The sequence below is a fragment of the Solwaraspora sp. WMMD791 genome, assembly GCF_029581195.1.
Lineage (GTDB): Bacteria > Actinomycetota > Actinomycetes > Mycobacteriales > Micromonosporaceae > Micromonospora_E.
The window spans coordinates 5,440,938-5,463,211 of record NZ_CP120737.1 but is presented as its reverse complement, the minus strand read 5'-3'; the positions used below and the strand labels follow the sequence as shown (position 1 = coordinate 5,463,211).

Sequence of the window (22,274 nt, the reverse complement as noted above, 5' to 3'; positions counted from 1 at the left end):
TACTGCCTGAAAACTGCCTAACATACCCCATTGATCACCCACGTCACCCGCTAAAGCATGACTCCTAGCCGTCGTGCGAGGACTTTCCGTAGATCATCTCCGCGCACGCGCCGAGCGGACTCCGGGCTTTCCGGGTCGCTGGTCTGCGGCCCGCCGGGTGCGGGCCGCCACGAGTTTGGGGGACCACGTGGTCGACCTGCCTCGCCGTCGTGCCGGACACCTGCACCGGGCCCGTCGCGGTCCGGGCCGGCGGAAACGCTCCACCGCCGGCGGCTGGGCCGCCCGGACCCGCGGCGCGGTCACCGCCGCACTGGTCGCCCTGCTCGTCGTCACCGTCCCGCCCGTCAGCGCGGGCGCCGCCCCGTCGACCGAGCCGGCGGGCGCGCGGCTGAGCACCGAACTCGCCGCCACCCTGGACCGACAGGGCACCGCCGACTTCATGGTGTACCTGCGCGAACGCGCCGACCTGCCGCGCGCCGCCACCGCCGCCGCCGCTGGCCTGCCGGCCGGGTCGCGGCAGGCCGACGCCCGTGCCGCCGCCGTGTTCCGGGAGCTGACCAGCACCGCCGAACGCAGCCAGCAGGGCCTGCGCGAGCTGCTCGACGAGCGCAAGGCCAGCTACACCCCGTACTGGATCGCCAACGCGGTCCGGGTCACCGGCGACCGTGCCCTCGCCGACCGGATCGCCGCGCTGCCCGAGGTGGAACGGATCGATCCGGCCCGCAGCTACCCGCTGCTCACCCCGGAACCGGCCACGCCGGTGACCGCCACCGACGAGGCCGGCACCGACGAGGCCGGCACCGCCGCCGTCGAATGGAACCTCAACAACGTCCGCGCCCCACAGACCTGGGCGGAGTTCGGCACCCGGGGCGAGGGCATCGTGGTCGCCACGATCGACAGTGGCGTCGAGTACGACCACCCGGCGCTGGCAGCCAGCTACCGGGGCGCCGACGGCGCCGGCGGCTACGACCACGACTACAACTGGTTCGACCCGACCGGCATCTGCCCGGCCGGCACCCCGTGCGACAACAACGACCACGGCACCCACGTCACCGGCACCATCACCGGCGACGACGGCGGCACCAACCAGACCGGCGTGGCGCCGGGCGCCCGCTGGATCGCGGCCAAGGGCTGCGAGGTCGACACCTGCTCGGACGCCTCGTTGCTGGCCGCCGGCCAGTGGGTGCTCGCCCCCACCGACAGCTCCGGCGCGAACCCGCGGCCGGACCTGCGCGCCGACGTGGTCAACAACTCCTGGGGCGGCGGGCAGAACGACCCGTGGTACCGGCAGACCGTGGACGCCTGGGTCGCCGCCGGCATCTTCCCCGCCTTCGCCATCGGCAACGACGGACCGGCCTGCGGCACCGCCAGCTCCCCCGGCGACTACCCGCAGGCGTACGCCGTCGGCAACTACGACGTCAACAACGTGATCGCCGCCCGGTCCAGCCGGGGCGCCTCCCTGGTGGACGGTGCGGTCAAGCCGAACATCGCCGCGCCCGGCACCGCGATCCGCTCCAGCGTCCCCGGCGGCGGGTACGCGGCCTTCAGCGGCACCTCGATGGCCTCCCCGCACGTCGCCGGTACCGTCGCCCTGGCCTGGTCGGCGGCACCGACCCTGTACGGCGACATCGCCGCGACCCGGGCCCTGCTCGACGGCACCGCGATCGACACCGACGACACCAGCTGCGGCGGTACCGCCGCGAACAACAACAACTTCGGCGAGGGCCGGCTCGACGCGTACGCCGTCGTCGAGGCCGCCCCGCGCGGACCCGCCGGCCGGGTCGGCGGCGTCGTCACCGGTGACGGCGAGCCACTGGCCGGCGCGACCGTCGCCACCGGCGAGCGCAGCGTCACCAGCGGAGCCGACGGCAGCTACGCCCTGACCCTGCCGACCGGCGAGCACACCCTCACCGCCAGCGCGTTCGGCTACCGGCCGGTGACCGCGACCGTCACCGTCGCCGAGGACGGTACCGTCACACAGGACTTCGACCTGGCGGCCACCACGGTGGTCACCCTGACCGGCCGGGTCACCGACGGCTCCGGTCACGGCTGGCCGCTGTACGCCCGGGTCGAGGTCGACGGACAGCCGGACACCCTCACCTACACCGACCCGGCGTCCGGGCGCTACACCCTCACCGTCCCCGGTGACACCGCCGTCGCCCTGGTGGTCACCCCGGTGCTGGCCGGCTACCAGCCGGCCCGGGTCGAGGTCCCGGCCGGCACCGACGACCGGACGGTCAACGTCCCGGTCGGCGTCACCGCCGCCTGCGTCACCCCCGGCTACGCGGCCAGTTTCGGCGAGCCGCTGCTCGCCGAGGACTTCTCCGCCGACACCGCCCCGGACGGCTGGTCCGTGGTGGAGCGCACCACCGGCGGCGGTTGGGACTTCACCGACATCGGCTCCTGGGGCAACCTCACCGGCGGCGACGGCGGCTTCGCCAACATCGACTCCGACGCACTCGGCGTCGGGCAGACCCAGGACACCGACCTGGTCACCCCGACCCTGGACATGTCCGGTACGGACGCACCGTATCTGCGGTTCGCCAGTGACTGGCGGGCCGTCGGCCTCAGCGACAGCGCCGAGGTGGGGGTCTCCGTCGACGGCGGTGACACCTGGACCACCGTGTGGCGCCAGACCAGCAGCCGGCGCGGCCCCCGGGTCGAGGAGATCCCGCTGACCGAGGTGGCCGGTGCCGCGCAGGTCCTCGTCCGGTTCCGCTTCCAGGGCACCTATGCCTGGTGGTGGCAGGTCGACGACGTCGAGGTGGTCGACCGCAGCTGCACCCCGCTGCCCGGCGGTCTGCTGGTCGGCACCACCACCGACCACAACACCGGGGCCGCGTTGAACGGCGTCACCGTGGCCGCCGTCGCCGACCCGACGGTCGCCGCCGTCTCCGCCGCCACGCCGGCCGACCCGACCCAGCCGGACGGCTTCTACCAGCTGTTCTCGCCGCTGACCGGGGAGCAGGAGTTCACCGCCACCCGGGCGCCGTACCAGGTGCGCAGCCGGACGGTGACGGTGGTGCCCGACGGTGCCCGACGGGCCGACTTCTCCGTCAAGGCCGGCCGGGTGACGATCAGCCCGACCAGCCCGGTGGTGTCCCACCAGCCGTACGGCAGCACCCGCAAGGCCAGCGTGACGGTGACCAACACCGGTAGCGCCCCGGCGACTGTGGAGATGCTGCCCGGCGGCGGCGACTTCGACCTGCTCGGCGCGGCCGCCGGCGCGGCCCTGACCGAACACCGGGTCAAGGGGATCAGCAAGGCCTGGCAGGGTCAGGCGTACGGGGCCCCGGCCGGCGCGGCGCCGACCCGGGTCAGCCCGGCCCCGGCGGCCGGCCCGGCATCGGGGTCGGCGGCCGGCTCGGCGGCGGACGAGGCGTGGACCCGGGCACCGGACCACCCGACGTCGGTCTTCGACAACGCCGCCGCCACTCTGGACGGCAAGATCTACTCGGTGGCCGGCGGCAGCACCACCGGCACCGAACGTGACGCCTGGGTGTACGACCCGGTCACCGATGCCTGGAGTGCCCTGCCGGACCTGCCGGTGGCACGCAGCAAGCCGGTGCTCGCCGCGGCCGGCGGCAAGCTGTACCTGTTCGGTGGGTGGGGTGCCGGCGGCACCCCGGTGGCCAGCGTCGACGTGTTCGACCCGGCGACCGGGGCGTGGTCGACCCTGCCCGGGGTGACCAGCCCGGCACCACGGGCGGCGGCCGGCTCGGCCGTGGTCGGCAGCACGGTCTACCTGATCGGGGGCTGCGTCGACGGCACCTGCACCGACTCCCGTACCGTGCTGGCCTTCGACACCGGCACCGGCACCTTCCGGTCCCGGGCCGACTACCCGCTCGCCGCGTCCTGGCTGGCCTGCGGCGGCATCGGCGACCGGGCGTACTGCGCCGGTGGGGCCGGGGCGGTCGAGTACCGGTCGGCGTACGCCTACGACCCGGCGACCGACGCCTGGAGCCCGCTGCCGGACCTGCCACTGGACCTGTGGGGTGGCCAGTACGCCGCCGCCGGTGGCCTGCTGGTGATCGCCGGCGGGGTGACCGGGTCGTCGACCACGGTGACCAACCGGACGGTCGGCTTCGACCCGACCGCCGGGGTGTGGCGGGACCTGCCGAACACCCAGTTCGCCCGCTACCGGGGCGCCGGTGCCTGCGGGGCGTACAAGATCGGCGGCTCGCCGACGTCGTTCGTCGGATCGCCGCAGGTGGAGCTGCTGGACGGGTTGGCCTCGTGTGACGCGGCGGCCGACATCCCGTGGCTGGATCCCGCTCCGGGCAGCTTCACGCTGGCTCCCGGCGCGTCCCGGACGGTGACGGTCACCTTGTCGGCGACCGCCGAGGCCGGGGTCGACCAGCCGGGTCGCTACACCGCCACCCTCGGGCTGCGGTCGAACACCCCGTACCCGGTCGGTGCGGTGGACGTGCAGATGAACGTCTCGCCGCCGGCGTCCTGGGCGAAGGTGCAGGGCACCGTCTCCGGGCTCAGCTGCGCCGGGGTCGAGGTCGGGATCGCCGGGGCGACCGTACGGTTGAACTCGCTGACCGAGCCGGGCACCGGGTTCACGCTGCGCACCGACGCCACCGGCGGGTTCGCCTACTGGTTGCCCCGGGGGCAGTACCAGATCATCACCGCGAAGGACGGCTGGGTGCCGCAGGCCGCCCAGCACCGGCTGCCGGCCGGGATCGTGACCACGGTCGACGCTCTGCTGGAGCAGGTCGACCCGTGTCCGCCCCGGCTCGGTGGGGTCTGACCCGCACCACGTGACGGCTCCGACCGCCACGGCGTGACGGCACGAACGGGTGCCGGGCCAGCCCAGCTCTGGCCCGGCACCCGCCGGCGGTCAACCCTCGGCGATCACGGGTTGACCGGGCACCGCACCCAGTCCCGGCCCTTCACGTAGTTCCAGGAGCAGGTGTGCAGGGACTGGCCTTTCCGGTTCCGCAGGAACGCCTTGTCTCCGTTGACGTTCCACACGAAGTCGCCATTGTTCCAGTAGACGGTCCGGGCGGTGTCGTCGCCGGTGCCCGACCGCAGCCACACCCGGCCACCGTTTGCCGGAATGACGACATCGCCGAATCGGTAGGTCCGGCCGTTGTTGTTGTGCACCGTGTAGCCACGCAGATTGATGGCCTGCTTGCTCCGGTTGATCAGCTGCAACCATTCCCGGTTGAGCAGCGTCCCGCTGCCGTCGTCCAGCCCGTTCGGGTGGTACTGGACGCTGTGGACCCGCAGGTCGGGCGTCTCGGTACGGGCCGTCGCCGGTGCCGCAGTGGTCAGTGAGGCGACGACTCCGATCGCCACCGCCGTCAGGATGCCGACAGTTCTGCGCATGATTCCCCCCATGGGATGAACGGTTTTCACGGGTGCCGGAATGTCGAATGCCGATTCTTCGTCCGCTCGCCCCGGCAGGAGAATTGTGTGGGATCGACCCGGAAACAATCCAGGTAGTGACGTCATCAAGTCAGTTCGTCATGGCTCCCCGGAGCGCCGATGAGGGGCGGGCTTGTCGGTGATGCCGAGCGGCGAGCGACCGGGGTGACGCCACCGGTCAGCCGTTTCTGTTGTCGACAGCGCGACACGGGGGTGCGCCGTTGTCGGCGACGCGACAGCCCTGATGGCTGCCGGTCGTAGCAGACCCGTACTGCGGTAGATCGGTATTCCTGTGAGGAATATTTATACCTCTGAGGAATATCGTCCGGGCGCATGTCCCGGTGGGGCGGCGTCACGTGCAGTGACGAGACGGGTGGCTCCCGCTGGGCGGGCCAGGACTCCGGTCCCCAGCTGGTGACCCTGATCATGAGCTGGCCCTCGGAACGTGACGTTCCGAGGGCCGCAGCTTGTCGCAGGGGTGTCGGGGCCTCAGCCGCCGACGGTCACCCCTACCTCGTTGACGCCCTGGGCGGCGGTCACCGGCGTGTCGCCGTTGCCGTGCCGGGACAGGGCCCGCAGCGTCCAGCTGCCCGGGGCGGCGAAGAACCGGAACTGGCCGGCCGGTGAGGTCACCACCTCTGCGGTGAACTCGCCGGTGGCGTCCAGCAGCCGCACGTACGCGCCGGCGACGACCTCGCCGTCAGCGGTCCGTACGGTACCGGTGATCACGGTCTCCTTGGCCAGGTCGACGCTGGCGGGCAGCGGCGCGGACTGGTCCGGCGCAGCGCAGCCCGACGCGGTCGCGGCGCTCGGCGTTGTCGCAGCTGTCATGGTCACGCCTTTCCGGGTTCGTCGCCGAGCACCACCGGCACGCCGATCAACGAGCCGTACTCGGTCCAGGAGCCGTCGTAGTTCTTGACGTTGGCGTGCCCGAGCAGCTCCTTGAGCACGAACCAGGTGTGCGAGGACCGCTCGCCGATGCGGCAGTACGCGATGGTGTCCTTGCCGTCGTCCAGGCCGGCGTCGGCGTAGAGCGCGCGCAGCTCGTCGTCGGACTTGAAGGTGCCGTCCTCGTTGGCCGCCTTGGACCACGGCACGCTGACCGCGGTCGGGATGTGCCCGGCCCGCTGCGCCTGCTCCTGCGGCAGGTGGGCGGGGGCGAGCAGCCGGCCGGCGTACTCGTCGGGCGAGCGGACGTCGACCAGGTTCTGGGTGCCGATCGCGGCGACGACCTCGTCGCGGAACGCCCGGATGGACAGGTCCGGCTCCTGGGCGACGTACTGGGTGGCCGGGCGGGTGACGACCTCGGTGGTCAGCGGGCGGGCGTCGAGCTCCCACTTCTTGCGACCGCCGTCGAGCAGCTTGACGTCGCCGTGGCCGTACAGCTTGAAGTACCAGTACGCGTACGCGGCGAACCAGTTGTTGTTGCCGCCGTAGAGCACCACGACGTCGTCGTTGCTGATACCGCGCTCGGAGAGCAGCGCCTCGAACTGCGACTTGTTGATGAAGTCGCGGCGCACCGGGTCCTGCAGGTCGGTCTTCCAGTCGATCTTGATCGCGCCGGCGATGTGGCCGCCGTCGTAGGCGCTGGTGTCCTCGTCGACCTCGACGAAGACGACGCCCGGGGCGTCGAGGTTCTTCTCGGCCCAGTCGGCCGAAACGAGTGCGGTGTCGCGACTCATCAGATCACTCCCTGGTTGGTTCTCCCCGACGGCGCCGGTGGCCGGACGGGGAACGCGGGTCGGTGGTGAGTCCACGCCGCAGGTGTCGCACCTGTGCGTGAACCCTGGAGGACGGATCACGGACGTGCGACGGCGCCGCTGCCGGGCGTTGGTGGAGGATTCTTCGGGCACTGCCACCCGACCATTCGAGAGGTCGGTGGACAGCCCGCCGGGTCAGCCCGCCGTCAGAGGACCGGGCGACACAGGCAGGTGGCCACACGGCACAGGTCGACCGCGCGCCGCTTGGTGAGGAACTTCCCCATGGGGCCGAAGCTTACCAGCCTGTTTCCGGCCGGTCACCGATCCGACCACGCACTGAGACGGCCGCCACGTCACCGGGTGACCAGGCGACCGGATCCGGTCGTCGGCCTCAGCCGAGGGCGCTCAGCGGCACGTCCTGGGCCGTCGCGGTGACCACCAGACCGGCCGGGGTCACGTGCACCTGCTGCAGGTCGAGCTGGAACGGCAGCTCCGGCAACGGTACGGCGATCGAGAGCTGCTGCGCGTAGGCGTCGACGAAGCCACGGGCGGCGTCGTCGCTCGGCAGGCCCTCGGCGTCGAGGTTGGCGAAGCGCAGCAGGACCTGGCCGTCGGCGACCTCCAGGTCGGCCGTGCCGGTCAGCACCACCTGCTGGCCGAGGATCTCCACCGGCGCGGTGACGGCGAGCCGTCCGTCGCGTTCGGACAGTTCGACGCCGGGCTGATCGATCAGCTGGACCACGCTGCCGTACGCGACGGTGGCCTCGCCCTGCACGGTCTCCGCGACGACCTCGCCCTGGCCGGTCCGCAGGGTGTCCAGTGACGCCTGTACGCCGCGCGCGTCGACGTCCAGGGTCGGCAGCCGCACGCTGTTTCCGTTGACCGGGGCGGAGACGTCACGCAGCACGATCGAGATCGACCGGTAGTCGCCGGCGAGCACCTGGGTCAGGAACGGGAAGCCGCCGATCGAGACGTCAGGCTCGGAGGACACGATGTTCTGCGCGGCGATCTGCTGACGGATCTGGTCGGTGACCGCGCGTTCGGCGTACGCGACCGCCACCCGGTCGGCGACGACCAGGGCGATGCCCAGGATCACCAGCAGGACGGCGGCGACGACGAGCAGGCGACGCCCGGTACGTCGGCGGGGCCGGCCCCGAGAAGCTGGCTCCGGAAATGCCGGATACGTCGACACTGTCCCTCCTCGGCTGGGGTCCGTCGCGCCGTACCGTATCTACCCAACCTGAGTGCCCCTCACGCGGTCGACGACCCGGACCGTCAGTTGAAGATCAGGACACCGAGGGCGTACGACAGCGGAGCGGCGAGCGCGAACCCACCGAGCGGACCCTGCATGTGCCGGGCCACCCACATCGTCGGCGGATCACCGGCCATCTGCCGACTGGCCTCGGCGTACCCGGTGGCCAGGTCGACCAGCACGGCCGCACTGGCCGCGACGAGGCCGACCACGGCGGCCGTCATCGGGGTGTAGCCGACAACGTAGATGCCGAGCACGGCACTGGTGAGCGTGCCGCCCATCGCGCCGAACACGACTCCGACCGCGCCCCGGGGCACCTGTGGGGCGAGCCGGGGCCGGGACAGCACCGCGTCGGTGAGCCGGGCGAGCATCAGGGCGCTGCCGGTGCCGGCGAGCGCCACCACGATCGTCTGGGTGCCGCCGAGTTGCAGCCGGCTGAGCACGATGAGGGTGGCGAAGGCGACCGCGCCGACGACGATCTGCAGGTTCGCACCGAGCGACTCGGTGACCCGGGTGCGGTCGGCGGGTCGGACCAGCTGGGCGAGCACCGCGGCGACGAACCCGCCGGCGGCGGCGTACCCGACCGGGGCCAGGGTGGCGACCGTGGGCAGCAGCGCGCCGAGGGTGGCGCCGGCCGCGGCGGCCAGGCCGACACCACCGACCACCCACATCGCCGGTGGCCGGATCGCCAGGGTCCAGGAGATGACGAAGAGCAGCTGTACGCCGAAGACGACCACGGCGAACGGCAGCCGGGCGAGGCCGGGGCCGGCGGTCTGCGCCCCGAAGATCAGCCCCAACGCGAGCAGCACCGAGAACCCGGCGACGGTCAGCGACAGGGTCCGGCTGACCGGCACGGGAGCCGCCCGCGACGGTCCGTCGTCGTCCGTGGCGTCCTCGTCGGCCGGGCCGGCGGAATCCCGGCGCGGCGGGGCAGCGGCGTCCGGACGCGGCGGCGTCGCCCGGCCCGGCCCGGCTGCGGCTGGCGGACGTACGGCGGCCACCGCCGCTGCCGCCGTACCGGGTGCCGGGGCCCGACCGGGTCCCGGCGGTGGGCCCGGAGGCGGGCCGGGGACCGCCGCCCGGCCCGGTGACCCGCCGGGGCCGGGACCGGGACCAGGCCCGGGAGCCCGCCCCGGTGTCGGGCCGGGGGCGCGGCCCGGCATCGGACCCGGCATCGGACCCGGCGCCGGGGCACGCCCGCCGGGCGTCGGGCCGGATGGCCGGCCGGCCGGTCCCGGCCGGCCGCCGTCGGGCCACGGGTCGCGGCCGGTCTCGGATGGCGTGGAGGGATACACGCCCCGATCGTGCCAGACCGGCCGGGTCGTCCGCTGGCGACGGCACCGTTGGTCGGGCCGGTCACGCGGCACCCGACAGCTGGAGCGCGGTAGTGCAACCTTCAACCGTTATGGCCAACCGCACAGATGAACGGCCGGCCGCCCGGGTGTTTCCGGCACCTGATCGGTTAAGCTCTTGGCTTAACCACCCGTCAGCGAAGCCGGGGTCTCGACGCCACTGTCTGCGGTGACGGCCGGTTCGGTCGTCAGCCCGCGGTCACCACGCGCGGCCAGGACAGGCCGCGAGGACGGAGGTGATGTGTGGAAATCCTGCTGCTGGTGACGGCCCGTGCAGGCGAGCCGTCGGCCGTACTGCCCGCACTCGACCTGCTCCCCCATTCGGTGCGGACCGCACCCCGTGACGTACGTACCCTGGTGTCCGGGCCCAGCCCCGACGCGGTCCTGGTGGACGCCCGGTCAGAGCTGTCCGAGGCCCGCGCGACCTGCCGGATGCTGCATGCCACCGGTCTGGGCGTCCCGCTGGTCGCGGTGGTCACCGAGGCCGGCCTGATCGCGCTCAACGCCGACTGGGGCGTCGACGACGTCATCCTGGCCAGCGCCGGCCCCGCCGAGGTGGAGGCCCGGCTGCGGTTGGCGGTCGGTCGGCTGACCAACGCCACCTCCGGTGCCGGCGGGCTGATTCGGGCCGGTGAGCTGAGCATCGATCCGGACACCTACGCCGCCAAGCTCAAAGGCCGGCCGCTCGACCTGACGTACAAGGAGTTCGAGCTGTTGAAGTTCCTCGCCCAGCACCCGGGCCGGGTCTTCACCCGCGACCAGCTGCTGCGCGAGGTCTGGGGTTACGACTACTTCGGCGGTACGCGCACCGTCGACGTGCACGTGCGGAGGCTGCGCGCCAAGCTCGGCTCGGAGTACGAGTCGATGATCGGCACGGTCCGCCAGGTGGGTTACAAGTTCGTGGTGCCGCCGAGCCGCTCGCCGCTGCCCGACAACGAGCCCGCTCCGCTGACGGTCTGACGCCGCGCCGCCGGCCAGCACAGGTAGCGACCGGCACGCAGGCGAACACCGCGACATCAGCCGAGGCGCCATCCGGTTCCGTCCGGATGGCGCCTCGGCTTTTATCGGAATGGACCCCATTTAGGGTGCTATTGACCCATTCACCTCTCGTGCTCCGGTGAACCGACCTAACGTCGCCCCGACGGCGCGGATCCGGGAGGACGATGGTGGCGGTGCTGGTGGGTTCCCGTGGGCTGGCTCTGGCGGCGGTGGCCGCGACGGCGGCGCTGACCAGCGCGTACGTCATCGGGTTCGGGGCCGCGCCGAGCCCGGTGGCCGGCCCGGACCCCAGCCCCACGCCGGCCCCGGCACCGGTGGTCACCCCCTCCGGCCACGACCCGGACCTCGGCCCGTCGACCGCCGGGCCGGTGACCGCCGACCCGTCGACCACCGGACCAGCGACCGCCGACCCGTCGACCGCCGGGCCGGTGACCGCCGACCCGTCGACCACCGGACCAGCGGTGCCGCTGCCGGAGTACGCGCCGCTGGCCGTCGACCGCAGTGGACCGCACGGCACCCGGCTGACCAGCGGCAGCGCCGCCGTGGCCCTCACCTTCGACGACGGCCCCCACCCGGTGCACACTCGACAGACCCTCGACGTGCTGCGCCAGTACGGCGTCAAGGCCACCTTCTGCCTGGTCGGTCGCAACGCGGCGGCGTACCCGGAGCTGGTCGCGGCGATCGCCACCGAGGGCCACACCCTGTGCAACCACTCGTGGAGTCACGACTTCGCCCTCGGCAGTTACCCGCCAGCCGCGATCCGGGCCGACCTGACCCGGACCTCCGAGGCGATCCGGGCGGCGGCCCCCGGCCACCCGGTCTCCTACTTCCGTCAGCCGGGCGGCTTCTGGACCCCGACCGTCGTCGAGGTCGCCCAGGAGCTGGGGATGGCCTCGGTGCACTGGACCATCGACCCGGCCGACTACCACCAGCCCGGGGCCGGCAGCATCACCGCCACCGTCACCGCCCAGGCCGTACCGGGCTCGGTGGTCCTGCTGCACGACGCCGGCGGCAACCGCACCGGCACCGTCCTGGCACTGCGGACGATCCTGCCCAACCTGCGGCAACGGTTCCTCGTCGACGCGCTTCCACCGTTGGCCGAACGGGCCGATCAGCGCAGCCGCCGACTGCATCTGAAGACCGGCCAGATCTGACCCGCCAGCACCGTGCCGGAGCGGCACGGCGCGGGCGCTACGGTGGGAGGCATGGCGGAGCCGGCGACCCAGACGAGCGTGACCGTCGACCGGTGCGACCGGCTCGACCCGGTCCAGGTCGACCGGGTGCTGACGCTGGCCCGGGCCGCCGCCGACACCGACGGTGCCGACCCACTGCCCGAACAGGTCGTCCTGACGCTGCGCGACGCGAGCACCGCCCGGCACGTCACGCTGACCGGCCCGGCCGGCGACCTGACCGGGTACGCGCACCTGGACCCGACCGATCCGGCCGGCCCGGTCGCCGAGCTGGTGGTGCACCCGGCACACCGGCGACGCGGGTACGGCCGACGACTGCTCACCGACCTGCTCGACGCCGTCGACCCGGCCGCCGGGCTGCGGATCTGGGCGCACGGCGACCATCCGTCGGCTGCCGCCCTCGCCCTCGACCACGGCTTCACCCGCGACCGGGTGCTGCTGCAGCTGCGCCGCCGGCTGACCGATCCGCTACCCGAGCCGACACTGCCGGCCGGGGTACGGCTGCGGGCGTTCGTCCCGGGCCGCGACGACGCCGCCTGGGTGGCGCTCAACGCCACGGCGTTCGCCGACCATCCGGAGCAGGGCCGCTGGGGGCTGCCGCAGTTGCGGGCCAGGATGGCGCAGCCGTGGTTCGACCCGGCCGGTTTCCTGCTCGCCGAGGACACGTCCGGGCGGCTGGTCGGCTTCCACTGGACCAAGGTGCACGCCGACGCGGCGGTCGGCGAGGTCTACGTACTCGGGGTCGATCCGACCGCCCACGGCGGCGGTCTCGGCCGTGCCCTCACCCTGGCCGGGCTGCGGCATCTGGCCGGGGCGGGCCTGCCCCGGGCGATGCTCTACGTCGACGAGTCGAACACCGCCGCGGTACGGCTCTACACCCGGCTCGGTTTCCTACGCTGGTCGGCCGACGTCACCTACCGCCGGCCCCGAACCTGACCCGGCCCTGAACCTGACCCGGCCCTGAACCTATGCCTGCCGCCGGCCCTGACCCGCCTGCGGGTCAGGGCCGCGGCCCACTGGTCAGCCGAACCGGCCGGTGATGTAGTCCTCGGTCGCCTTGATCTGCGGGTTGCTGAAGATCTTCTGCGTGTCGTCCATCTCGATCAGCTTGCCGGGCTGGCCGGTGCCGGCGATGTTGAAGAAGCCGGTCCGGTCGCTGACCCGCGCAGCCTGCTGCATGTTGTGCGTGACGATCACGATGGTGAACTCGGTCTTCAGCTGGTGCATCAGGTCCTCGATGGCGAGGGTGGAGATCGGGTCCAGCGCCGAGCACGGCTCGTCCATCAGCAGCACCGCCGGCTTGACCGCGATCGCCCGCGCGATGCACAGCCGCTGCTGCTGCCCGCCGGAGAGGCTGGAGCCGGGCCGGCCCAGCCGGTCCTTGACCTCCTCCCACAGGTTCGCTCCGCGCAGCGTCTGCTCGACGAGTTCGTCGAGCTCCGCCTTGCGCATCCGCCCACCGTTGAGCTTCACGCCGGCCGCGACGTTGTCGTAGATCGACATGGTCGGGAACGGGTTGGGGCGTTGGAAGACCATGCCGACCTGGCGCCGGACGGCGACCGGGTCGACGCCGACGCCGTACAGGTCGTCGCCGTCTATCGCCACCTTGCCGGTGACCCGGCCGCCCGGCACGACCTCGTGCATCCGGTTCAGCGAGCGCAGGAAGGTCGACTTGCCGCAGCCGGACGGGCCGATCAGCGCCGTCACCGACCGCGGCTCGATGGTCATGTTGACCTGTTCGACGGCTTTGAACGCGCCGTAGAAGATGTCCAGGTCGGAGACTTCGATTCGCTTGGCCACTTGAGGGGTCCTTTCCGCGTTCAGCGGCTGTTCGGCAGGGAGAAGAACCGGGAGATCAGACGGGCCACCAGGTTCAGTGCCATGACGAGGATGAACAGGGTGAGCGCGGCGGCCCAGGCGCGGTCCACCCCGAACTCCGGCCGGGACCCGGGGATGCTGTACGAGTAGTAGGTGAAGACCGGCAGCGAGGCCATCCGACCGTCGAACAGGTTCGAGTTGAGCGCCGTGGTGGCACCCGAAATGATCAGCAGCGGGGCGGTCTCGCCGATCACCCGGGCGATCGACAGGGTGACGCCGGTGGCAATGCCGGGGGCAGCGGTCCGCAGCACCACCCGCAGCACGGTGCGCCACTTCGGTACGCCGAGGGCGTACGAGGCTTCCCGCAGCTCGTTCGGCACCAGCTTGAGCATCTCCTCGACCGAGCGGACCACCACCGGCACCATCAGCACGGACAGGGCGACCGAGCCGCCGAGGCCGAACCGGATGCTCGGGCCGAAGAAGATCGCGAAGAAGGCGAACGCGAACAGGCCCGCCACGATCGACGGGATACCGGTCATCACGTCGACCAGCAGGGTGACCCAGCGGGCCAGCCGGCCCCTGCCGTACTCGACCAGGTAGACGGCGCACATCACGCCGATCGGGACCGAGATGAGCGCCGCCGCACCGGTCATCAGCAGGGTGCCGACGGTGGCGTGCAGCGCACCGCCGCCCTCGCCGAGCACCCCCCGCATGTCGCTGGTGAGGAAGGTCGTGTCGAACCGGTTGACGCCGTTGGTGGTGACGGTGATCAGCAGGGACAGCAGCGGCAGCATCGCCAACGCGAAGGCGATGCTGACCAGCACGGTGACGAAGCGGTCCTTGGCCCGCCGGCCGCCCTCGACCCGCCAGGAGACCGCCGGCAACGCCACCATGGTCAGCAGCACGCCGAGCACGACCGACAGCGCGATGGACAGGCCGAGGCTGAGCCCGCCGAGCAGGCCCACCGACAGGCTGACGCCGGCCACCGACCACGGAGCCCAGTTGGGCAGCACGCCGCTGGTCAGCGTGTTGGTGGCCACCGCCCGGGGCGGGGTGATGGTGGTCATGCGTTCGCTCCCGAGAAGTCGCGCCGGCGGGCGACGACGGCCCGGGCGGCGAAGTTGACGGCGAAGGTCAGCGCGAACAGCACCAGACCGGAGGCGATCAGCGCGTTGACCGCCAAGCCGCTGGACTCGGGGAAGTCGAGGGCGATGTTGGCGGCGATGGTGTTGCTGTTGACCGAGTCGATCAGGTTGATGGTGACCACGTCGTACGCGGAGAGGATCATCGCGACGGCCAGGGTCTCGCCGAGGGCCCGGCCGAGGCCGAGCATGCTGCCGCTGATGATGCCGGAGCGGCCGAACGGCAGCACGGTCATCCGGATCATCTCCCAGCGGGTGGCGCCGAGCGCCAGGGAGGCCTCCTCCTGCAACCGTGGGGTCTGCAGGAAGACCTCCCGGTTCACCGCCGTCATGATCGGCAGGATCATCACCGCGAGCACCAGCCCGGCGGTCAGCATCGTCCGCCCGGTCGTGGAGGTGGGGCCGGCGAAGAACGGGATGAAGCCCAGGTAGTCCTCCAGCCACTGGTAGGCCGGCACCAGCTGCGGGGCGAGGAAGGCGATGCCCCAGAGTCCGTACACGACACTGGGCACGGCGGCGAGCAGGTCGACCAGGTAGCCCAGCCCGGCGGCGATCCGGCGGGGCGCGTAGTGCGAGATGAACAGTGCGATGCCGATCGCCAGCGGGGTGGCGACCACCAGCGCGATCACCGCGGCCAGCACCGTGCCGAACAGCAACGGACCGACGTACGCGAGGAAGCTCTCGCCACCGGGCAGGTCCTCGGCGTCGGCGGTGAGCGCGGGGAAGCCCTCGTAGAGCAGGAAGGCGGCGACCGCCGCGAGGGTGACGAGGATCAGTACGCCGGCGCCGACGGCGGTGCCGGAGAAGATCTGGTCGCCGATCCGTTTTCCGGACCGGCCCCGACGACGGTCCGTGACGATCGGCGACTCGTCCGGTGACGTGCCGCGCGGCGAGCCGCCCGGCGGCGGATCGCTCGATGGGGTACCGCTGGTGGCGGTGGCGGGCTTTGTCACGGGTTACGCCTCCTCAGGCCGTGTCGTGACGGTGGGGGTTCGGATACGCCGCAGGTCCGGACGGCCACCGGGTGACCGTCCGGACCTCGAGTCGACGGGACTGGACGTGGTGCTGGACTCAGCCGGCGACGGTGATCGCGTCGATGGCCTGCTGCGCCTGGGTCCGCAGCTCGGCGGAGATCGGCGCGGAGCCTGCGTTGTCGGCGGCGGCCTGCTGGCCCTCCTCGCTGATCAGGTAGTTGAAGAACGCCTTGACCAGGTCGACGGTCTCCTGGCTGTCGTAGTTGACGCAGGCGAGCTGGTAGGAGACCAGCACGATCGGGTAGACGCCGGCCTCGGTGGTGTCCCGGGGCAGGTCGATGGCGAAGCTGAACTCCGGGCGGCCGGCGACGGTCTCGGCGGCGTCGACGACGGCAGCGGCGGCCTCGGCCGAGTACTCGACGAAGTCCTCGCCGACCTGGACCGCGGCGACACCGAGGTCGGTGGCCTGGGAGGCGTCGATGTAGCCGATGGTGCCCTCGCCGGAGCGCAGCGCGGCGGCCACACCCTGGGTCTGGGCGGCGGCCTCACCGGTCTGGGTCGGCCAGTCGCCGGAGACCTCGTACGGCCAGTCGGCCGGGGCGGCCTTGGCCAGGTAGTCGACGAAGTTCTCGGTGGTGCCGGACTCGTCCGAGCGGTGCACGGCGGTGATCGCCAGGTCCGGCAGGGTGGCTTCCGGGTTGAGCTCGGCGATCGCCGGGTCGTTCCACTTGGTGATCTTGGTGTCGAAGATCTTCGCGATCACCGAGGGCGACAGGTTCAGCGTCTCGACGCTCGGCAGGTTGTAGGCCACCGCGATCGGGCTGATGTAGCCGGGGAACTCGATGAAGCCCTGGTCGCCACAGGTGGCCAGGGCCGCGGCGATCTCCTCCTCGTCGAGATAGGCGTCCGAACCGGCGAACTGGGTGCCGCCGGAGGTGAACTGCTCGCGGCCGCCGCCCGAGCCGATCGGGTCGTAGGTGACGGTCGCGTCGGGGGCCACGGAGGTGAATCCGGCGATCCACGCCTCCATCGCGGCGCCCTGCGAGGAGGCGCCGGCGCCAGCAAGGGTGCCGCTGACCGAGGTCTCGGAGCCGTTACCAGACTCCGAGCCGTTGTCGCCGTCGTTGCCGCACGCGGCCACGCCGAGGGTAAGCATGACGGCGGCCGGCAGGGCGGCCAGCCGGAGGGACTTACGATTCACGGTGCGTTGCCTCTCTGAGGTCGGGTGGCGAGTCACCGCCCGGGTAGCGGGGGCGAGTTCACCGTCTCGAACGCCGAGGACGGTACGAGCCGTGGCTAAACTGACGACCGGAGCATGGTGAACAGAAGGTGAACGAGACTTGTCTGGTCACCCGTAGCGCTGATTCGACGCTCGACTGTGACATAGCTCGCGCCGCGCGGCGACGTTCGGCCGATGCCTGGCCGGACCGCAGGTCGAGGCTCACTCAGCCGATTGCCGACTCCGCACCTGCCGCCAGCGGCGCGCCTGCTCGGCGGTGACCCGGTAGGCGACCGCGCCGGAACGGCCCGGCTCGCTGCGCGGCACCCGTTGCAGCGGCAGCCCCCACTTCGGATAGTCGTGGTACGCCTTGACGATCCGGGTCAGCCCACCCAGCGCGCCGATGACCTTGTCGACCGGGCTGTCCAGGGCCGCCGCGAGGTCACCGACCGCCAACGTCTCGCCCGGCCGGCTGGCGAGCAGGTCGAGGATCGCGAAGACGGTCTGGTGGGTGCGGGAGCGGCCCTGGGCGAACCGGCGCAGCTCCTCGACGGGCCATTCGCGGACCGCCCGGGTGGTGACCCGGGGCCGGCGGGCGGGCTTCGGGATCGGGCGTGGGCGCTGGTCGAGCTCCTCGATCAGCCGGGCGATGTGGCCGACGTACTCGGCGGGCACGGCGAGGTGCACCAGGTCGCCATCCTGCGACGACGCACCACCCGCGGCTGAGGTTCCTGGTCGTGGAGCCATCTGTCCCGTCCGGTCACGGTGACGGGCGGTGACCGCCCGACTCCCTGGGTCGCGTTTTGTGCGCGCCAAAGTATCACCGCTCGGTAACGCAAGATCATCTATTCGCGATCGGGGGTTGACACCGGCCGGCCACGCCGGCCCCGTGCCACGACGACCCGGCCGCCGCCCGGACTGCTCCGCCGACCGGTCGGGTCAGCTCGCCGCGACGACGAAGCTGACCGTCCCGTCCGGATCGACGTGCAGGTCGGGGGTGATCGGCCGGGCCGCGTCCCGGTCCGCCGACGCGGCGAAGACCGCCGCCGGGTCGGCGTACGCACCGACCTCGGCGAGATTGACCCAGGTCGGCGGCAGCAGCTGCCACCGCCCGGCCGCCGCCAGGTCCAACGCCTGCCGCGGGGTGGCCCAGAGCCCGTGGTCGGCCTCGCCGGAGACCTCCCGGGTCGCCTGGCCGGCCGGCAGCCGGGCGACGAAGAAGTGCGCGTCGAACCGACGCCGCTCGAACGCCGGGGTGACCCACCGGCTCCACGGGGCCAGCAGGTCCGACCGCAGGGCCAGCCGGTGCCGGCGCAGCAGCTGCGCGAAGCTCACCGTACGGGCCAGCAACGCCTGCCGCTCCTCCTCCCACATCGGACTGTCCACGGCATCGACCATTGTGGCCGAGTCTGAGCCGGCGAACAGGACTCCGGTCTCCTCGAACACCTCCCGGGCCGCCGCGCAGACCACCGCGCGGGCCTGGCTTGGGGTGCTCCCCCACCGGTGCGCCCAGGTCTGCGGATCCGGCCCGACCCAGTCGAGATCGGCGTCCGCGTCGGCCGGATCCACGCCGCCACCGGGGAAGGCGTACACCCCGCCGAACGCGACGGCCGGCACCCGGCGGATCAGGTAGACCTCGACCCCGTCGCCGCCCGGGTCGACCGCCGGCCGCAGCAGCAGCACCGTCGCCGCCAGCCGGGTCGGTGCCGGGGTACGGCCGGCCGCGTAGAAGCCGCTGGCCTGCTCGACCATCGCCTCCGGTACGGCGAACCGCAACGGTCGCGATGGCCCGACGGCCCCAGTGTCAGTGTCAGTGTCAGTGTCGGCGGCGGTGGCGATGGTGTCGTCGTCGGCGGGCACGCGCCCGAGCGTAGGCGTCCACCGGCCGGCCGGCCACCGCGCCCCGCCGGCCCAGGGCCGGACAGTCGGCCCCGCCGGCACCGGGTCTGCTGGTCAGCTAGCGTGCCGGCATGACTCGTTGGGGAATTCTCGCCACCGGCGCCATCGCCGCCAGCTTCGTCGAAGACCTCCGCCTGCTGCCCGACGCCGAGGTGGTCGCGGTCGGCTCCCGCTCGGCGGCCAGCGCCCGGACCTTCGCCGACCGGTTCGACATCCCCCGGGCGTACGGCTCGTGGGACGAACTCGCCGCCGACGACGCGGTCGACGTCGTCTACGTGGCCACCCCGCACTCGGCGCACCACGCCGCCACAATGACCTGCCTGAACGCCGGGCGGGCGGTGCTGTGCGAGAAGCCGTTCACCCTCGACCTGGCCAGCAGCACGGAACTGGTGCAGACCGCCCGGGCCCGGGACGTGTTCCTGATGGAGGCCATGTGGATGCGGTGCAACCCGACCGTACGGCGGGTGACGGAGCTGATCGCCGACGGCGCCATCGGTGAGGTCGTCTCGGTGCACGCCGATTTCGGGCTGGCCGGACCGTTCGCGCCGGAGAGCCGGCTGCGCGACCGCGCGCTCGGCGGTGGTGCCCTGCTCGACCTGGGGGTCTACCCGGTGAGCCTGGCCCACCTGGTCCTCGGCCGGCCGGACGCCGTGCATGCCTGGGCGAGTCTGACCCCGGAGGGGGTGGACCAGAACACCGGCGTGCTGCTGGGCTACGACTCCGGTGCGGTGGCCGCGTTGACCTGCGGCATCGTCGGGGCCACCCCGGTCGCGGCGACGATCACCGGTAGCACCGGCCGGATCGCGCTGCCGGATCCGTTCTTCTGCCCGAACGAGTTCACCATCCGCCGGGGCACCGGCGACCCCGAGGTGGTCCGGGTGGTCGAGCCGGCCGGCAACGGCTACCAGTACGAGGCGGCCGAGGTGCACCGGTGCCTGGCGGCGGGGCTGCGGGAGAGCCCGCTGGTGCCGCACGCGGTGACCCTGGAGGTGATGGAGCTGCTGGACACGATCCGGGGCCAGATCGGCGTCAGCTACGCCTGACCGCCGACTGATCGGCCCACCAGCGGCCTGTTTCGCGTCGAGCGGTGCGGTGCCGGCTTGACGCCGGCACTTACCTCAGCAATCATTGAGTCAATGAACGCTGAGGCAGTCTCCGACGAGCTGGTGCCGACCGACCGGCTGCACCACCGGGCCCGGGTGCACGCCGCGCTCGGCGACCCGGCCCGGCTGGCCATGGTCGACCTGCTGCACCTCGGTGACGCCGCCCCCGGCGAGCTCGGCCGGCGACTCGGTCTGGCCAGCAACCTGGTCGCCCACCACGTCAAGGTGCTGCAGGAGGTCGGCCTGCTGCGCCGGGTCCGTTCCGAGGGCGACCGCCGCCGCAGCTACCTGCAACTGGTGCCGGGTGTGCTGGACCAGCTGGCGGCGGCCCCGCTGCGCGGCGCGCAGCGGGTGGTCTTCGTCTGCACCCGCAACTCCGCCCGCTCCCAGCTGGCCGCCGCGCTGTGGCACCACCGTGGCCCCACCCCGGCCGCGTCCGCCGGGACCCGACCCGCCGGCCGGGTCCACCCCCGGGCCGTGGCACTCGCCCGCCGGCACGGGCTCGACCTCGACCCCACCCGTACGGCGCACGTCACCGACGTCGTCGCCGCCGGAGACCTCGTCATCGCGGTCTGCGACAACGCCCACGAAGAGCTGACCGGGGTGGACGCGCCGGACCTGCACTGGTCGGTGCCGGATCCGGTCCGCGTGGACACCGACGCCGCCTTCGAATCGGCGTACACCGATCTTGCCAGCCGGATCGACCGGCTGGCCCCCGCCATCGCCCGCACCGGGGCCGTCACTCCCGCACCACCCGGAGCCCACCATGTCTGACATCACCGTCCCTGTCCGCCCTGACCTCTCCGTCGATCAGCAGTTGGCGCTGCGGACCGCCGCCACCCGGCTGGCCCGCGAGTTCGACGGCACCTACAACAGCGAGACGATCGAGCGGTTCCTGCTGTCCAGCTACGACCAGTTCGCCACGGGCAGCACGATCCCCAACTACCTGCCGCTGCTCGCCGAACGGTTCGCCCGGCAGCGGCTGCAGGCCCTGGCCCGGGTCGAAGGGCTGCACTCCGACGGCCGGCCGGTGGTGCTCTTCCTGTGCACCCACAACGCCGGGCGCAGCCAGATGGCCCTCGGCTTCCTCACCCACCTCGCCGGTGACCAGGTGGTCGCCTGGTCCGGCGGCAGTGAGCCGGGGCACGAGGTCAACCGGGCGGCGATCGCGGCGATGGCCGAGCGCGGCATCGACATCTCCGGCGAGTACCCGAAGCCGTGGACCGACGAGGTCGTCCGCGCCGCCGACGTGGTCGTCACCATGGGCTGCGGCGACGCCTGCCCGGTCTTTCCCGGCACCCGGTACGAGAACTGGGAGCTGGACGACCCGGCCGGGCAGGACGTCGACGCTGTCCGCCCGATCCGTGACGAAATCGAGCGCCGGGTCCGGCACCTCCTGACCGAGCTGCAGAAAGTGGAGAACGCGTGAACCCGGTCGCACTCTGGCGACGGCTGCTGGCCGAGTTCGCCGGCACCGCCCTGCTGGTCACCTCGGTGGTCGGGTCGGGGGTGATGGCCCAGACCCTGTCGCCGGACGACGTCGGGCTGCAACTGCTGGAGAACTCGATCGCCACCGCGTTCGCCCTGGGCGCGCTGATCCTGATCTTCGGCCCGGTCTCCGGCGGGCACTTCAACCCGGTCGTGTCGGCCGCCGACTGGTTCCTCGGCCGGCGCAGTCGCACCGGCCTGACCCTGTCGGACCTCGGCGGGTACGTCGCCGCGCAGGTCAGCGGCGGCATCGCCGGTGCGGTCCTGGCCAACCTGATGTTCGCTCTGCCGGCGGTGACCTGGTCGACGAAGGACCGGTCGGCCAGCCACCTGTGGCTCGGCGAGGTGGTCGCCACCGCCGGTCTGATCCTGCTGGTCTTCGCGTTGGCCCGCTCCGGTCGGGCCGCCGTCGCCCCGGCGGCGGTCGGTGCCTACATCGGTGCGGCCTACTGGTTCACCTCGTCGACGTCGTTCGCCAATCCGGCGGTCACCATCGGCCGGGGCTTCACCGACACCTTCGCCGGGATCGCCCCGGGCTCGATCCCGGCGTTCCTGGTCGCCCAGTGTGTCGGCCTCGCCGTCGGCGTGGCGCTGCTGCTGGCGCTCTACCCCGGTGTCGGCCGCGCCGCCGACCAGGTCGTGGTCCCGGCCGGTGCGGCCGACGACGAGCTGACCGGCGCCCGGCGCTGACCCTGACACACCCCTTCGAAGGAGACACCCCGTGAGCAAGCCCAGCGTGCTGTTCGTCTGCGTACACAATGC

Annotated in this window: 19 protein-coding genes and 1 pseudogene; 8 read left to right on the top strand and 12 right to left on the bottom strand. The window is 72.5% G+C overall.

The genetic code is table 11. From position 1 onward, the window contains the following. The first annotated feature begins 220 nt into the window (after positions 1-220). The gene (locus tag O7623_RS24400; protein ID WP_282229541.1) at positions 221-4,756 is read left to right on the top strand and encodes a S8 family serine peptidase; all 4,536 of its coding nucleotides are present in this window, start codon (positions 221-223) and stop codon (positions 4,754-4,756) included. A 104-nt stretch (positions 4,757-4,860) separates the two neighbouring features. Here O7623_RS24400 and O7623_RS24395 read toward each other — a convergent pair whose 3' ends face one another. The 6 genes and pseudogenes from O7623_RS24395 to O7623_RS24375 all read right to left on the bottom strand — a co-directional run bounded on the left by O7623_RS24395 (position 4,861) and on the right by O7623_RS24375 (position 9,329). Continuing rightward, positions 4,861-5,337: a lamin tail domain-containing protein gene (locus O7623_RS24395; protein ID WP_282225320.1), complete on the bottom strand. Its 477-nt coding sequence runs from the start codon at positions 5,335-5,337 to the stop codon at positions 4,861-4,863. Positions 5,338-5,865: 528 nt separating this feature from the next. Next, positions 5,866-6,207: a DUF1416 domain-containing protein gene (locus O7623_RS24390; RefSeq protein WP_282225319.1), complete on the bottom strand. Its 342-nt coding sequence runs from the start codon at positions 6,205-6,207 to the stop codon at positions 5,866-5,868. A gap of 2 nt (positions 6,208-6,209) precedes the next feature. Continuing rightward, on the bottom strand, positions 6,210-7,058 hold the full coding sequence (locus O7623_RS24385; RefSeq protein WP_282225318.1) for a sulfurtransferase: 849 nt from the start codon (positions 7,056-7,058) through the stop codon (positions 6,210-6,212). A gap of 224 nt (positions 7,059-7,282) precedes the next feature. Next, positions 7,283-7,363: pseudogene (locus tag O7623_RS31410) on the bottom strand (Ms5788A family Cys-rich leader peptide); the annotation flags it as partial. A 104-nt stretch (positions 7,364-7,467) separates the two neighbouring features. Then, positions 7,468-8,268: a DUF2993 domain-containing protein gene (locus O7623_RS24380; RefSeq protein WP_282225317.1), complete on the bottom strand. Its 801-nt coding sequence runs from the start codon at positions 8,266-8,268 to the stop codon at positions 7,468-7,470. 83 nt (positions 8,269-8,351) lie between these two features. Further along, on the bottom strand, positions 8,352-9,329 hold the full coding sequence (locus O7623_RS24375; protein WP_282225316.1) for a hypothetical protein: 978 nt from the start codon (positions 9,327-9,329) through the stop codon (positions 8,352-8,354). Between the two features lie 594 nt (positions 9,330-9,923). Between O7623_RS24375 and O7623_RS24370 the strand changes: the two genes are divergently transcribed. From O7623_RS24370 to mshD, 3 genes are all read left to right on the top strand, one after another. Next, positions 9,924-10,640 carry a response regulator transcription factor gene (locus tag O7623_RS24370; protein ID WP_282225315.1) on the top strand — a complete coding sequence of 239 codons (717 nt, stop codon included), beginning with the start codon at positions 9,924-9,926 and terminating at the stop codon, positions 10,638-10,640. Between the two features lie 212 nt (positions 10,641-10,852). After that, positions 10,853-11,833, top strand: a complete 981-nt coding sequence (locus tag O7623_RS24365; RefSeq protein WP_282225314.1) for a polysaccharide deacetylase family protein — start codon at positions 10,853-10,855, stop codon at positions 11,831-11,833. 51 nt (positions 11,834-11,884) lie between these two features. Continuing rightward, positions 11,885-12,805: a mycothiol synthase gene (mshD, locus tag O7623_RS24360; RefSeq protein WP_282225313.1), complete on the top strand. Its 921-nt coding sequence runs from the start codon at positions 11,885-11,887 to the stop codon at positions 12,803-12,805. Between the two features lie 84 nt (positions 12,806-12,889). On the opposite strand, the gene pstB is transcribed toward mshD, so the two are convergent. The 6 genes from pstB to O7623_RS24330 form a co-directional block, all read right to left on the bottom strand. Continuing rightward, complete coding sequence (pstB, locus tag O7623_RS24355) at positions 12,890-13,669, bottom strand: phosphate ABC transporter ATP-binding protein PstB (RefSeq protein ID WP_282225312.1); 780 nt, start codon at positions 13,667-13,669, stop codon at positions 12,890-12,892. Positions 13,670-13,689: 20 nt separating this feature from the next. Further along, on the bottom strand, positions 13,690-14,754 hold the full coding sequence (pstA, locus tag O7623_RS24350; protein ID WP_282225311.1) for a phosphate ABC transporter permease PstA: 1,065 nt from the start codon (positions 14,752-14,754) through the stop codon (positions 13,690-13,692). After that, positions 14,751-15,782 (bottom strand): phosphate ABC transporter permease subunit PstC, encoded by a 1,032-nt coding sequence (pstC, locus tag O7623_RS24345; RefSeq protein WP_282225310.1) that lies wholly within the window; start codon positions 15,780-15,782, stop codon positions 14,751-14,753. Before pstC ends, pstA begins: the two co-directional genes overlap by 4 nt. A 118-nt stretch (positions 15,783-15,900) precedes the next feature. Then, on the bottom strand, positions 15,901-17,004 hold the full coding sequence (gene pstS, locus O7623_RS24340) for a phosphate ABC transporter substrate-binding protein PstS (RefSeq protein WP_282225309.1): 1,104 nt from the start codon (positions 17,002-17,004) through the stop codon (positions 15,901-15,903). 240 nt (positions 17,005-17,244) lie between these two features. Beyond that, the gene (locus O7623_RS24335) at positions 17,245-17,709 is read right to left on the bottom strand and encodes a hypothetical protein (RefSeq protein ID WP_282225308.1); all 465 of its coding nucleotides are present in this window, start codon (positions 17,707-17,709) and stop codon (positions 17,245-17,247) included. A gap of 252 nt (positions 17,710-17,961) precedes the next feature. Beyond that, positions 17,962-18,774: an NUDIX hydrolase gene (locus O7623_RS24330; protein WP_282229540.1), complete on the bottom strand. Its 813-nt coding sequence runs from the start codon at positions 18,772-18,774 to the stop codon at positions 17,962-17,964. Positions 18,775-18,992: 218 nt separating this feature from the next. Between O7623_RS24330 and O7623_RS24325 the strand changes: the two genes are divergently transcribed. The 4 genes from O7623_RS24325 to O7623_RS24310 all read left to right on the top strand — a co-directional run bounded on the left by O7623_RS24325 (position 18,993) and on the right by O7623_RS24310 (position 22,202). Then, complete coding sequence (locus O7623_RS24325; RefSeq protein ID WP_282225307.1) at positions 18,993-19,964, top strand: Gfo/Idh/MocA family oxidoreductase; 972 nt, start codon at positions 18,993-18,995, stop codon at positions 19,962-19,964. 93 nt (positions 19,965-20,057) lie between these two features. Next, positions 20,058-20,798 carry a helix-turn-helix domain-containing protein gene (locus O7623_RS24320; RefSeq protein WP_282225306.1) on the top strand — a complete coding sequence of 247 codons (741 nt, stop codon included), beginning with the start codon at positions 20,058-20,060 and terminating at the stop codon, positions 20,796-20,798. Beyond that, positions 20,791-21,453: an arsenate reductase ArsC gene (locus tag O7623_RS31405; protein ID WP_348775106.1), complete on the top strand. Its 663-nt coding sequence runs from the start codon at positions 20,791-20,793 to the stop codon at positions 21,451-21,453. The genes O7623_RS24320 and O7623_RS31405 overlap by 8 nt, the downstream gene beginning before the upstream one ends. Next, entirely contained in the window at positions 21,450-22,202 is a 753-nt protein-coding gene (locus tag O7623_RS24310; RefSeq protein WP_282225305.1) for an aquaporin, read from the top strand. Before O7623_RS31405 ends, O7623_RS24310 begins: the two co-directional genes overlap by 4 nt. The last annotated feature ends 72 nt before the right edge of the window (positions 22,203-22,274 follow it).